The organism is Candidatus Limimorpha sp., assembly GCF_056203535.1.
The window spans coordinates 1-14,198 of the sequence record NZ_JBADWU010000034.1 but is presented as its reverse complement, the minus strand read 5'-3'; the positions used below and the strand labels follow the sequence as shown (position 1 = coordinate 14,198).

The following is a 14,198-nucleotide window of genomic DNA, read 5'->3' as shown; positions in this document are numbered from 1 at the left end:
AAAAAAAGGCTCCCGAAATTGGAAGCGCAATAAGCTGCTGACTATCTTTCGATTGCTTATATCGAACCTGCGTTAAATTAAATTTGCAAATCTTTTTTCATATTGAAACAACACCCAATAGCTTTCTCTCAAATTACGACCAAAAGAAAAAAACACTATTTTTGCCATCAAATTTTCAATCATGGCCATTCCAAGGGAAAAAGTTGAAGAAATATTGCAAGCCGCTCGCATTGAGGAAGTTGTCGGTGAGTTTATGACCTTGAAAAAACGCGGGTCGAATCTCATTGGCTGCTGCCCTTTCCATAACGAGAAGACGCCATCTTTCAATGTGAATCCAGCACGCAACATCTTCAAATGCTTCGGCTGTGGCAAAGCTGGCGACTCCGCCAAATTCCTTATGGAACACGAGCATTTCACTTATCCCGAGGCCTTGCGCTATCTGGCCAAGAAATACAACATCAAGATTGAGGAAAAGGAACTTTCGGCGGACGAAATCATGGCGCAGAGCCACCGCGAGAAAATGTTCAACATCAACGACTTTGCCAACAAGTACTTCACTGATTCACTGTGGAATAACGACGAAGGCAAAACGGTCGGACTGGCTTATTTCCGCGAGCGCGGTTTCCTCAATCCCATCATCGAACGTTTTCAGTTGGGCTACTGTCCGCTGCCCGACAATGCCTTCACTTCGCACGCCATCAAAAACGGCTATTCCAAGGAGTTGCTCATGGAAATGGGCCTCACAAAGGAAGGCAAGAACGGCCTTTACGATTTCTATCATGGCCGCGTCATGTTCCCGATTCACAATGTGACGGGCAAGGTGGTTGGTTTCGGTGGCCGCACTTTGTTCACCGACAAGAAGATTGCCAAATATTTCAATTCGCCTGAATCGGAAATCTACCAAAAGAAAGACACGCTTTACGGCATTTATTTCGCCAAATCGGCCATTGTGAAAGAGGACTGTTGCATTTTGGTGGAAGGCTATTTCGATGTCTTGCGAATGCATCAGATTGGCATCGAGAATGTTGTGGCAAGTTCAGGCACTTCGCTGACCATGGAGCAAATCAAGCTGGTGAAACGTTACACGAAAAACATCACCATGCTTTACGACGGCGATGCCGCCGGATTGCATGCCGCTTTGCGTGGCACTGACATGATTCTGGCCGAAGGCATGAACGTGCGCGTGGTGGTGCTGCCTCCCGAACACGACCCCGACACTTTCGGAAAGGATTTTTCAGTTGATGAAGTCAAGCAGTATCTGCACGACAATGCCAAGGATTTTTTGCGTTTCAAGACGGAATTGCTGCTGAAAGATGCTGAAAACGACCCGATTAAGCGCGGCCAGGTGATTCGCGACATTGTGGAGACCATTTCCGTCATCCCTGACAATATTTTCCGCGTCACATACGTCAAGGAGTGCAGCCGATTGCTCGACATGCCTGAGCAGACCCTCACCAACGAACTCAACAAGTTGCTGAGAGCCAAGTTCAAGAAAGAACTTGGGCAGGAAGGCGAGGCTTTGCCCGATGAAAAAACCGTCGCGCCGAAGCAGGAAGAGGAACACATTGAGGAACAACTGCCTGCCGGTTATTATCAGGAACGCGAACTGGTGAAATTCCTGCTCATGTATGGCAACACTTTTTTTTCGGAAGAACGCGAAGACGAAAACGGCAATCTGGTCACGGAGCAACTTTCCATCGCACAGCTCATTGTTGATGACATACTAAACGACGGCATCGCCTTCATAAACGAAACCAACCGCAAGATTTTCAACATTTTCAATCAGGCCATCGATGACAACAACATTCCCAATGACCAGTTTTTCGTTTCGCACGAAGACCCCGACATTGCGCAATTGGCCGCCGATTTGCTCTCAACGCCCTACAAATTAGACCAATGGGAGAAGCACGGCATTTTCGTGAAGAAAGAGGAAGATGTGCTGAAAATGGCCGTTCAGTCAACCATTTACCGTTACAAAGACCTCATCATCGAAAGCCGGCAAAAGGAAATCGAGGAAAAACTGAAGACTGCCGATGACATCGCCGACCAATTCATGCTGCTGAAGCAAAAGAAGGATTACGACGACATCCGTTTGAAACTCAACAAGGAGTTGGGCATTGTCATTGCAAAATGAGTGGTTAATTTTCCACCATTCAGAATAAAACCCTATCTTTGTCCCCAATAATCGAACAATAATTAAAATTATAGCAAAATGAAGAAAACATTATTCCTGCTTCTTGCGTTGGTCTTGACCGTGGCTTTGCCAAAGGCCAATGCCTGCACCAACTTCCTGATTACCAAAGGCGCATCAACCGATGGTTCCTGCATGATTTCGTATGCCGCCGACTCGCATGTGCTTTACGGCGAACTTTATCACTATCCAGCAGCCGACTATCCTGAAGGCACTATGCTCGATGTCTACGACTGGGACGGCGGCATGTTCTGCGGTCAGATTCCACAGGTGGCACACACCTATAATGTGGTCGGCAACATGAACGAATGGCAAGTCGCCATTGGCGAAACCACTTACGGCGGCCTTGAATGTCTTTGGGAAGGTCAAGGCATCATCGACTACGGCAGCCTGATTTACATCACTTTGCAACGTGCCAAGACTGCCCGCGAAGCCATCAAAATCATGGGCGATTTGGTTGCAACCTACGGTTATGTCAGCGAAGGCGAATCCTTCTCAATCGCCGACACCGAAGAATGCTGGATTCTTGAAATGATTGGCAAAGGAAAACAGAACAAAGGCGCCGTTTGGGTCGCCCGCCGCATCCCCGATGGCTATGTCTCAGGTCACGCCAACCAAGCCCGCATCACCACTTTCCCGTTGGCTTCAAGAAAATGCAAGACCAGCATCACCTACAAGAACATCGACAAGCTCTTCAAGGATGCCAACATCGATTGCGTTTATGCCGACGATGTCATCAGTTTTGCAAAGGAAAACAAACTCTATGATGGTCCTGATGCACAATTCTCATTCTCGGATGTGTATTGCCCGGCTGATTTTGGTACAGTCCGTGGCTGCGACCTGCGCGTTTGGGCCATGTTCAACAAAGTCGTTGACAACATGAACGAATACTGGGACTATGCCACCGGCCGTAACATCAAGCGTGCCCAGCCTTACACGGCAGGCATGTGCCAGACCCCGGCCAACTTCCCAACCAACCGCATGCCTCTTTGGGTGCAGCCTAAGCAGAAAGTCAGCGTGCTCGACGTGATGGACTTTATGCGCGACCATTTGGAAGGCACTGAATTAGACATGTCGCAAGATGTCGGTGCCGGTCCGTTCCACTGCCCATATCGTTGGCGCCCAATGGATTGGGAAGTCGATGGCGTTGCTTACGTTCACGAACGCACTACTGCTACACAACAGACCGGTTTCTCATTCGTGGCACAATGCCGTGGCTACTACCCTGCCCCACTCGGCGGCATCATTTGGTTCGGCGTTGACGATGCCGACAACTGCGTCTACTGCCCAATGTATACCTGCATGACCGAAATTCCCGAATGTTTCAGAGTTGGCAACGGCTCGATGAGCGAATGGTCAGAGACCTCCGCTTTCTGGATTTTCAACCAGATGAGCAACTGGGCCTACACCAAATACGACTACATCCATCCTGAAATCGAAAAGGAACAATCAAAATTAGAATCCGATTGGGTGAATAACACAGTTCCGGCCATGGACAACAGAGCCAACGGTTGCAAAAACCAAAAGGAAGCCATCCGCCTGCTGACCGAATTTTCCAACAACCAAGCCACCAAACTTTGCAAGACTTGGAAAAACCTCTACCATGACCTGTTCATGAAATACATGGACGGCAACCTCAACACAGCCGTTCCTAATGAACCGAATCACAAGTATACGCCTATCAGCAGCGAACACCCGAAATATAGTGATGAATACTACCGCATCCTGATTGAAAAGACAGGCGATAAATATAAGGCTTACTAATAGCTGTAAGCTGGCTTACGCTGATTGTTTGAACTGACAAATGCCCACCTCAACCGAGATGGGCATTTTGTATTTTGCGTTGCAATAAAAAAACAAAGCCTCCGTTTGTTTTTTGTTGTATTTTTACCACCAAATTTCAAATCAGTTGAAGCGGTTTCTCATCATAGCGTTGCTTTTGTCGTGCTGCCATTTTGCATGGGCGCAGGGCGAAGATGCCTTGCACAACGACCGCTTCCATATTTTCGGTTATGTGGTTACATCCGACAGTCTTTTTCCTGTCCGTAACACACATGTCATCAGTAAGATGGCACATTGCGGGACCATCTCGAACCGCAACGGCGAGTTTTTTGTCCCGACAAAAAAAGTTGATACGCTTTGGGTGAGTTGCGTGGGTTATTCGCGAAGACTGATTCCCGTGGATTCAACAATGGCTGGAAATGACACTTTGTTGATTCGTCTCACGCACGACACCATCACTCTGAAAGAGGTCAACATTAAGCCGTATTACGACTACAACACCTTTAAGGAAATGGTCATCAACATGCCGACCATCCCCTTGCCACGCGAAATTCAGCGTCTGAACGAAGACCTCAACGATTACTGGACACGACATCCGAAAGTGAACAACAACGGAATGCCGACCGTTACGGCCAGTCCGCTGCAGTTCCTTTACGACAAATACAACGCAAAAGCCCGTCGGCAGGCACGCATTCTGCGCAACAGGCGCATGTTCAACGAAGTGCTGAGAGAACAAGGCCGAACCGACGAACTCTTGCCCGACTCGTTGGATTATTCCGTCGATTACCGAATCTATGATTTTGGCGATGAGGAAGACAAGAAGCCCGAGAAAAAGAAATCGGAAAAGAAATACATACGCTTAGGAGAATAAATCATGAAATTCCGCGAATGGCTCGATTGCATCATTAACCTTTTCTATCCGCGCGTGTGTGCGGCTTGCGGCGATGCCTTGCTGAAAGACGAGGAGACCGTCTGCCTGAAATGCCGTTATCTCTTGCCCAAGACAGGCTACGAAAAGAACCCAGAAAACCCTTTAGCACAAGGTTTTTATGGCCGCGTGAAATTTCATGCCGTCACGGCGTGTTTCTTTTTCGCCAAGCAAGGCAAGGTGCAGCATCTGATTCACGAACTAAAATACAAAGGCAACTGGGAAGCCGGCGTTTTCCTCGGCCAGCAGTTGGGCGAAAGCATCAAGGATGCACCGCTTTTCCAAGGCATCGATTATCTCGTGCCCGTTCCCTTGCACCCAAAACGTGAGAAAAAACGCGGCTACAACCAAAGCATGATGATAGCCAGCGGCATTTCCGAAACCACGGGCATTCCCATTGGCGACAAATACCTGATTCGTGTGGTGAACACCTCGACCCAAACAAAAAAATCGAAGGAAGAACGTTTTCAGAATGTGAAAGACATTTTCCAGGTCTGCCACGCCGAAGAACTGCAAGGCAAGCACATTCTATTAATCGACGACGTGCTGACCACGGGCGCCACGCTTGAATCGTGCGCCCACAAATTTGAAAACATTCCAGGCATCACTATTAGCGCGGCTACGGCGGCTTGCGCAGGGAATTGATTGATTTGTGTGTAGAGACTTAGCGTGCTACGTCTCTCTATCTTTATCATTCCTTCATCCATTTCTCCGTCTCAACAAGTGAATACTGAGCTTGTGACCGCAGAGTTTTATCGAGGCGTTGAAACACCCGAAACCACCTCACCGACCTCATCTATAGTTGTCAAAATTGAAGTCTCATCTAGCCTACGTACAAAGGTCTACATCTCCTTTTTTTTATTAAGGACTTGAGAAATCGAGGATTCAACGTAGTCAATTAGAGAGTTTTAGATGTTATTCCAATTAATTTTGGCGATATGTTCAGAAAAAAGAATTGGCTCAAACAATTCGATAGATCTCTATTTCAAAAGTGCGCTTGCATACAGAATCTTCGTAACGCATTGGCAAACACTTCCTGCATGTTTCTCTCATCCTTAAAAAAATGCTCTGATAAAATCATTGATTGAACAAGTCCAGATCACCTGTTCTTGAATAGCGTGTCTTGCCCAAGTGTTTGTAAGCCAAATCGGTACATTCGCGGCCGCGCGGGGTGCGCATGATGAAACCTTCCTGAATGAGGAAAGGCTCGCACACTTCCTCGATGGTGCCCGGGTCTTCGCCCACAGCGGTTGCAATGGTATTGACGCCCACAGGACCGCCTTTGAACTTATCAATAATCGTAGTGAGAATCTTGTTGTCCATGTCGTCGAGACCGTGTTCGTCGACGTTCAGAGCCGTAAGGCCGATGCGTGCAATTTCGATGTCGATGCGGCCATTGCCTTGAATCTGGGCGAAATCGCGCACACGGCGCAAGAGCAGATTGGCGATACGCGGCGTGCCACGGCTGCGGCGTGCTATTTCGAAAGCCGCCGTGTCGTCAATCGGCACGTTGAGAATGCCCGCTGAGCGTTTCACGATTTTCGACAAAGTCTGGGCATCGTAATATTCCAAGCGCAAATTGATGCCGAAGCGCGAGCGCAGAGGTGCCGTCAATAGGCCGCTGCGCGTGGTGGCGCCAATCAGCGTGAAAGGATTCAGTTCAATCTGAATGCTGCGTGCGCTTGGGCCTGTCTCAATCATGATGTCGATGCGGAAATCCTCCATGGCGGAGTAAAGATATTCCTCCACGACGGGACTCAAACGGTGAATTTCGTCGATGAAAAGCACATCGTTTGGCTCAAGACTGGTGAGCAAACCGGCCAGATTGCCAGGTTTGTCCAATACGGGACCTGAAGTCATTTTCATGCCAACGCCCAATTCGTGGGCAATGATGTGCGACAATGTCGTCTTGCCCAATCCGGGCGGGCCGTGAAGTAGGGTGTGGTCCAAAGCCTCACCGCGTTGTGCCGCTGCTTTCACGAAAACACGCAGATTGTCAACAACTTGCTTTTGTCCGGCAAAGCTGCTGAAGGCATCGGGACGAAGGACGTTTTCCAAATCCTTTTCGGCCTTTGAGAGGTGTGATCCGTTTGCGTCGAGGTTACTGTTCATCGTTTGTTATTTCGCCACAAAAATACGATTTTCATTGGATTTTCACATAAGTAACTGTTCAAATTTAAACTTCAATATGGATTTCGAGGTTTCGGGGCTTCGGGATTTCGAGATGTCCTGTATCCCCGTGACCTCGTTGTCTCGTGATCTCGCTGCCTCGTTTTCAATATGTAAACTAATTTTACTCATCTACTTATAATAAAAAAGTGTAATTTTGCAGACTGAAAATAATACGACAATGAAACGTTTCGGATTCCTCCTTTTCATACTTGTGCTTGCCATCGTGAGTAATGCGCAAAATCGTGGTTCACTGAATGTTAGTCAAGATTCGAAGATTGAAACCTTGATTCAGAAACAGAAACAGCTTTATTCCATCGACAGTTCATCGAATGGTTATCGCATTCATATTTTTATGGAAATCGGCAACGAAGCCCTGAAACATGCCGAGGCCATGAAGCGCAAGTTTGAAAATGCTTTCCCTGACATTCCGGTTTATCTCACTTACGCCGAGCCATATTTCCGTCTTCGTGTCGGTGATTTCCGCAATCGTGTCGAGGCTGAAAAATGTCTGCGCCGCATCAAGCCGCAGTTCCGCGAGGCTTTCGTCACTTCCGACATTATTTATCAGCCTAAGATTCAAATGAATACTGAGGAGAAATGAAACCTTTGTTTTCCCTAAGGCATTTCTGAGATATAAAGTAGCACCTGTTCTTTTAGCGGTTGCAAGTCATCTGTTATGATTGTCCACAAAATGTCCATATTGATCTGATAGTAATCGTGGACAAGAATGTGTCGCATTTTTTCAATCTGTCGCCAATTTGTATCGGCATGGTTCGCCTTAAATTCGGTTGAAAGCTTATAGACGGCTTCGCCTATCACTTGAATGTTATAGATTGTTGCATGGGTACGCAGCGAATCGGCAAGCAGTTGTTCCTTGCTGATGCCATTGGTGTATTCCTGAGCTTTATTGATGGCTTCGAGAATATGTTCCAATCTGCCTTTGTCTCTAATTGGCTCTCTCATAAATCAGTTTTTTGTCGTGTTCGGCACTGGCAGCAGCAAATGGCAAAAGAGAACCTTCCACCACAAGATCGACATTGCGCTGAAGCAAGTCTTCAAGTTCACAAACCATGCCTGCGAATCGGAATCCTATTTTCGCCCCATCAACAAAAACAACCATAATGTCAATATCGCTGTCAGAGTGTTCCTCGCCTCGGGCAAACGATCCAAACAACCAAGCTTTTTCAACAGGTTGCGACTTGAAGTAATTCCTTATTATATCAATGGTGTTAGTGTCCATTCTGAATTATTATGCCGCAAAAATAACAATTGTGTTTGAGAAACGATGTAATTTGTCCTGAATTTTTCTTGTTTTGTCACCAACCTAAACCTTTCAGAAAAATGATAGGTTTGAAGCGGGAGCCCCAAACCTATCGAAAAACACCTAATAATCAAACAATACTCAATGAAAAGAACTTTTTTCTTTGCGGCAACTGGCGTTGCCTGTTCTGACGTATATATGTAAAGCAAAGCACTTATTATCCGAATAAAGTAGAGGCGCGATTGACATTGGCGTGCCTGACATCACGCCTCTACGGGAGATATATGATATTTCGCGAAACTGTTGCATGTTTGTTGAATTGTTATTTTGTTTATTTTGTTGATCTGTTGTTGCTCCCTGACACCCTTTTTCAAGGGTGTGACGGTGTCGAAGGGACATTCTTTTTATCACTTTTCCATCCGCCATTTCGACAGGCTCAATGAGCGTTTTTGTTGATGCAAAAATACGTCGACATCAAAATTTTGTCAATAGATTTTGGCCAAAAAGTTTATAAGTAATTATAAGTAAATTCTTATAACTAACTGTAATTCTGTTAATTATAAAATTTATAAGTAATTATAAGTAAATTGTTACAACAAATTGAATATCAAATTGTTACAACAAAAAATTGAAAACACGGTTTTGGGAGCTTATCCGTAGATTTTCTTGAAATAATCGTTCAGGAAATAATCCAGAGGGTCTTTGGTCCCGAACACTTCCTGCAGACGATGGTATTTTTGGTTGGCACCACTTTGCGAAATGCCCATCAGGGCGGCGGCTTCCATTTGTTTTGCGCCCATGAAGAACAGGCAGCAGTAGCGCACATCGTTTATGGTCAGGCGAGGGAAGTCTTTCATCAGCAAAGTGGAGAAATCATCGAAATTCTGATTGGCGGCTTTCACCAGCTCCATGACATCCTTGTCTTTCAGCAAGGCTTCATCGTGGCTGCTTAAGGTTTTTGCCATGACATTCGCTTTTTCAATCAATTTGTTTATTTTCAACACGATGGCTTCCTGGTCGAAAAGTGCCTTGCGTCCTGCAAAGTCGCCTGGCTTTTCCTTGAACGAGAGTTTTTTCTTGGTCATTTCCAGTTCCTGCTCCTTGTGCTTGAGCTGCTTTTCCTTTTCGCTCAACGATTGCTGATGCTGTGTTTTGTTGCTGACCATCAGTTTTTTAAGCCGTTTGTAGAAAAACAGCAGCAAAACCACGATAAGGGCAAACACGATGAACATGAAAAGGTAGTTTTTCAGGCTGTTGCGCAACGATGTGTCGTGCTGCGTTTGCAGTTCCATATCTTTGACGTGCTTTTCATGTTGCTGAACCAGAGCGAGTTTCGTTTCGGAACGCTCCACTTCTTCACCAAGGAAAGTGGCATAGTAGGCGGCTTTCTGGAAATCGCCCATTTTGTAGCAGAGCGAAATGGTATTGTTCAGCATACGTGTACGCTCGTATGGGTTGAAAGGGAAACTTTTTTCGTAGTAAAACAATGCGCTATCATACTGAGAATCCATGAAATACAACTCGGCAAGCAGTCCGTAGTGGGGCTTGCGTTCCATGTCATCAGGCGATGTGGCGATGGCATTATATAGCATTTTGTAGGCTTCTTCCTTTTCGCCGATGCTAAATGTGGAGCGTGCCTTGTTGTCAATCAGGGTCTGGCTGATTTTGAAATCGGTGGCCACATCGGTGACTTTTGCAATGGCGGTGTCGGCAATCTGGAAATAATATAAAGCACTGTCTTGATTTCCAGCCTGATAGAATATTTCACCTATAGTTTCATAGTTGAATGCCGAACCGATTTTCATGTCTCTTTTGTCGAAATAAAGGTTGGCTTTTTTCAGGTTGTCAATGGCAATCGACCATGATTCGTTGTCGTAGAAAATTATGCCTAATCTGTTATAAGTCAATGCGATGAAATCATTTACGAAAGGATAATGCGTTTCATCGACTTCTTCGGCCAGGCTGATGGCTTGAAAATAGTTTTCGCAAGCCGTCACGGGGCGTTCACTGTGGCCTTCGTTGTTGCCGATGCAGTAATAGGATTTTGCCAAAAAGAGCGAAAGTGCATCGGAAGCGGGATATTTCTGGTGAAGGCTATCATAAAAATGCTGAATGCGAGGCATTTGCGCAAAAAGGAAAGAGTCGACTGGACCGCGCGTGGCGGCTTCGTTGGTGAGCAGCAGGAACTCGAAATAATCGGGTCGGTTGAGCGTGTGCAGGCTCACGGAATCGTGGACACCCATGAGAATGAGCATGGCGCTGTCGGGGTGCAGGGTCATCAGGGCGTTGGCCTTGTCGAAAGCCGAATAATGCAAGGGCGATTCCTCCTCGGTGAAAGGGTAGAAGGTGTTGGTCTGTCGTTTGCAGGCAAAAAAAGCGAGCGTCAATAAGCAAAATGAAAATATGAGTGCCTTAGTTTTCATGGGCTGTCAGATTTTGAGCGGTAAAAATAATAAAACAATTGCTTAGATTGACAAAAAGAGTAAATTTAGTGAAAATAAACAAAAACGGGCGGCCTCGTGGCCGCCCGCACAACATGAATCCTAATCAATAAGTCAGGATGTCAAAGCAAATGCAAAAAAGTTTATTATCCTAATCTTCAATGTGTTACAATAAAACGTTGTGTAACCGAAGCCGATTTTCCGCCTAACATGATGAGGTAAAGTCCGTTTGGCATATCTGAAACATCTATGATGGTTTTTTCGCCGTGTGCCGTTACCTGCTTTATCTTTTGCCCAAGTGCATTGAAAACACTGATTTCCGATGCGTTTCCGTTTTCAACGGTCAAAGTCGTGAAGGCCGGATTCGGATAAATGCCGAAAGTTTCTGACTGTGATTCAGCGACATCCGTATCGTTGAAGCCTAAAATCGGATAGCCGTGATTCACATTGTTTTGGTCGAAGCACCAGACATCGGTTTCGTTGTTCAGCAAATCGACAAAAGCGCGGTTGCGCATTTCATCATCGTTTTTGGGTATGCCAGAACCTTCTGCACCACAAGTGTTTAGGTAATAGGAATTGACTATTGTGTCGGTTTGAGCGTCTTGTAATCCTATCATGCCACCTGCGTAAATGCTGTCGCAACTGATATTTCCAACATTATAGCAGTTTTTTATCGAAATTTTTCCCATTTCAAATCCGACTATTCCACCAGATGCCATACTTGCATTTATGTCGGCAATGTTATAGCAGTTGATGACAGTTTTTGGCCCTATTCCTGATAAGATGGCTGCAATACCGCCAGCGGTTTCTCCAACAACTTTTCCTTCATTATAACATTCAGAAATGCTGTCCGAAATACTGCCAGCAATGCCACCTGCGTACATGTCGCTGTGGATTTCTGCTCCGTTCATGCAGTTGCGGATTCTACCATTGCAAAGACCAGCAATTCCGCCGGCTGTTCTTCCACCTTGGATATAACCGTTTACTATTTTCACATTTTCAATGGAAGCGTTTTGGGTATAGACTGACCCGAATAGTCCGCTGTTGTAGGCATCGACATAAATGTTGTAGACTCGGTGTCCATCGCCATCGAAATGGCCGTGAAAAGCATTATCTGCCGTTTGTGATCTTGACGAACATCCTGTTTCGAAATCCGTGAACATAATCCCACCAATCGGTTGCCAAGGCAAATCCTCGCTGCCGTTCAAATCAATATTGGTCGTAAGTTTGAAATACATTTCGTAGGTGTCGAAACCACATGCGCACATGTAAGACAAAAATGCCAGATTCTGAGCCGATTCAATCAGGTAAGGCGATTCCTCCGTACCATCGCCGCGTGTCCAAAGTTCGCGTTTGCCATCCCAAACGGATGTCTGTGCCATTGTGCCAAGGCTCATGGCCAGCAAAACGATTGTTAAGTATATGTTTTTCATAATATTAAGTCTTTATTTTGTGAAATTACTCTTGAAAAAATCCTTGATTTGGTCGATGAAGGCACCTTTGCGCTGCATCTGTGTTTGGGTCTCGTTGCTGAACACAGTAGTGTAGGCGAAATCAAGTTCCTGGACCGCACCTGCATTCAATGTGAATGGGCCGACTGACCCAAAAGCACGACGGTCGCTTGGTGTATCTCCTTGTTCTTCTTCTGTCCAGTAGAGGCCGTTTTGGTTGTAGCCTCCATTTGGGTGAATGCCGTTTGTGCCGAAATTGCAAGGGTCGCTGTCGCCAGGGAAAGCAAACATGCAATCGGGACCAATATTATTATGATAAGGGAAAGGCATGGACATTGACAAGTAGGACTGTACGTCATTTGAAGGGTCGACGTTAGGCACAGGAGAACTGCCAAAGTAGCAGAAGTGGCATAAGCCAAGCCGCTCATCATCAACAACACCATTGCCGAAATTGAAGCCGTTGTAGGCGTATTTGTCAAGAGGATAGGAATCGTTGAAAAGCGTGTTGCAATCGCCGTCATAATCAGGATTGTCGCGGCCATCGGCATCCATGTATGGACCGGCCAGAACGGTGCAAACCTGCACGGGCCAGTTGCTGCCATAACCTTGATGTTCGCCCTGCGGGTCGGTGTCGTCGTCATCGCCGTTATAGCCGAAAAATGCGCCTCGCTGAACATCGCAACCTACGAAATCGTCCCAGCCGTAACCGATGTCAAAGTCATCGAAAATGCCAACGAAAACATCGTGATAGTTTTCCGATGAACGGTTGAAGAACTTGTAATTGAAGAAGATGGTGTTGTTCAAGGCTTCGTTTTCGGGCGCGGAATAGGCGTATGCCATGCCGTGAATCTCAACGCCGATTTTTTTGCCGCCACTTTCGGTGTGCGTGTTGAATGTGTCATTATAGATGTAATACAGGCATTGGTCGCCGCAGATGTCGGGATAATCGCCATCTGCAGGATTGTAACGTCCGTCGCCATTGACATCGACAAATGGAGCGAGGTTTTCGGCAAAGCCTTCATCGCCATGAGCAGGCCATGAAAGAATGTCGGCAGGAATCTGGTAGTTTGCATCGGCATAGTGCTGACGGAATTGTTCGATTTCCTCGCGCGTGACATTCCAAACGTGATGATGCTTTAAGACGGTCATCAAATCGGTTGAGGCATCGGCCAAACGAAGCGGGCCAGACCAATAGTCGTCACCGACTTGCTGAAAACGGAATCCTGCAAAATGCAGCGAGTCGTTGCTATCCATGCCGCCAATCCAAATGGCGTTCTGGAAAATGGTTGAGCAGCCGCTACCAACTGGAACTTCATGTTTGATACAGGCGTTGCTTTGCTGCAAGTTGTCGTCTATCGAGAGGATGAAATTGCTGCCGATACCCGTAATGCGCATGTCTACATTATTAATGTTGATGTTCGAGTAAGGCGGAACGATTTGCCCGATGGCCATGAGGTTCATCAGGCTGAGAGCGAAGATTAAGGTAAACTTTTTCATAGGCCGTGTATTTTAAGTGTTAGTTGATATTTTTCTAAAATTATTAGATTTAATTGATTGTCCTGTAGAGAAGTAGCGTGCTACGTCTCTAATAATTAGCATTTTGTTATTCTTTGGAGACGTTGCAGCAACGTCTCTACATTCATTCCTTCACCACCTTGTCCGAATAAACCTTTCCGCCTTCAAGGGTGATTTTTGCCACATATTGCCCCGCAGGTAGGTTTGCCACATCCATTTCAGCGGTGTGCGAATTTGCCACGCAGCGGCCTTGCAGGTCGAAAATCTCAATGCTTTCTAATTTCACATCAGGCGAAAAATGTATGGAAAGCCTGTTTTTCACCGGGTTTGGATAGATGAGGTAGGGGCGGACAACCCAACCGTTTTCCTCCACATCGGCGGTTTCATCATGGATGATGCTTAAAAAGCCGGACACCGTCCCGGAATAGTCATACTTTGTGCCACTCGTCACGATGTG

Annotated in this window: 12 protein-coding genes; 5 read left to right on the top strand and 7 right to left on the bottom strand. The window is 46.2% G+C overall.

Annotated elements, in window-relative coordinates; translation table 11 throughout:
• Positions 1–181 precede the first annotated feature (181 nt).
• From dnaG to AC06MN_RS03775, 4 genes are all read left to right on the top strand, one after another.
• Complete coding sequence (dnaG, locus tag AC06MN_RS03790; protein WP_475671023.1) at positions 182–2,134, top strand: DNA primase; 1,953 nt, start codon at positions 182–184, stop codon at positions 2,132–2,134.
• Positions 2,135–2,212: 78 nt separating this feature from the next.
• Positions 2,213–3,955 (top strand): dipeptidase, encoded by a 1,743-nt coding sequence (locus tag AC06MN_RS03785; protein WP_475671022.1) that lies wholly within the window; start codon positions 2,213–2,215, stop codon positions 3,953–3,955.
• 145 nt (positions 3,956–4,100) lie between these two features.
• A complete protein-coding gene (locus AC06MN_RS03780) occupies positions 4,101–4,844 on the top strand; it encodes a peptidase associated/transthyretin-like domain-containing protein (RefSeq protein WP_475671021.1) in 744 nt (247 codons plus the stop codon).
• A gap of 3 nt (positions 4,845–4,847) precedes the next feature.
• The gene (locus AC06MN_RS03775; protein ID WP_475671020.1) at positions 4,848–5,546 is read left to right on the top strand and encodes a ComF family protein; all 699 of its coding nucleotides are present in this window, start codon (positions 4,848–4,850) and stop codon (positions 5,544–5,546) included.
• A gap of 432 nt (positions 5,547–5,978) precedes the next feature.
• On the opposite strand, the gene ruvB is transcribed toward AC06MN_RS03775, so the two are convergent.
• Positions 5,979–7,013, bottom strand: coding sequence for a Holliday junction branch migration DNA helicase RuvB (gene ruvB / locus AC06MN_RS03770; RefSeq protein WP_475671019.1), 1,035 nt, complete (start codon positions 7,011–7,013; stop codon positions 5,979–5,981).
• Between the two features lie 238 nt (positions 7,014–7,251).
• Between ruvB and AC06MN_RS03765 the strand changes: the two genes are divergently transcribed.
• The gene (locus AC06MN_RS03765; RefSeq protein ID WP_475671018.1) at positions 7,252–7,674 is read left to right on the top strand and encodes an SPOR domain-containing protein; all 423 of its coding nucleotides are present in this window, start codon (positions 7,252–7,254) and stop codon (positions 7,672–7,674) included.
• Between the two features lie 14 nt (positions 7,675–7,688).
• Here AC06MN_RS03765 and AC06MN_RS03760 read toward each other — a convergent pair whose 3' ends face one another.
• The 6 genes from AC06MN_RS03760 to AC06MN_RS03735 form a co-directional block, all read right to left on the bottom strand.
• Positions 7,689–8,036: a HepT-like ribonuclease domain-containing protein gene (locus tag AC06MN_RS03760; protein WP_475671017.1), complete on the bottom strand. Its 348-nt coding sequence runs from the start codon at positions 8,034–8,036 to the stop codon at positions 7,689–7,691.
• The gene (locus tag AC06MN_RS03755; RefSeq protein ID WP_475671016.1) at positions 8,020–8,313 is read right to left on the bottom strand and encodes a nucleotidyltransferase family protein; all 294 of its coding nucleotides are present in this window, start codon (positions 8,311–8,313) and stop codon (positions 8,020–8,022) included. The genes AC06MN_RS03760 and AC06MN_RS03755 overlap by 17 nt, the downstream gene beginning before the upstream one ends.
• Before the next feature lie 671 nt (positions 8,314–8,984).
• Positions 8,985–10,757, bottom strand: coding sequence for a tetratricopeptide repeat protein (locus tag AC06MN_RS03750; protein ID WP_475671015.1), 1,773 nt, complete (start codon positions 10,755–10,757; stop codon positions 8,985–8,987).
• A gap of 176 nt (positions 10,758–10,933) precedes the next feature.
• Positions 10,934–12,208 (bottom strand): T9SS type A sorting domain-containing protein, encoded by a 1,275-nt coding sequence (locus AC06MN_RS03745; protein ID WP_475671014.1) that lies wholly within the window; start codon positions 12,206–12,208, stop codon positions 10,934–10,936.
• Positions 12,209–12,220: 12 nt separating this feature from the next.
• Positions 12,221–13,723, bottom strand: coding sequence for a hypothetical protein (locus tag AC06MN_RS03740; RefSeq protein ID WP_475671013.1), 1,503 nt, complete (start codon positions 13,721–13,723; stop codon positions 12,221–12,223).
• 142 nt (positions 13,724–13,865) lie between these two features.
• A partial coding sequence (locus AC06MN_RS03735) for a T9SS type A sorting domain-containing protein (protein WP_475671012.1) occupies positions 13,866–14,198 on the bottom strand: 333 nt, incomplete at its 5' end.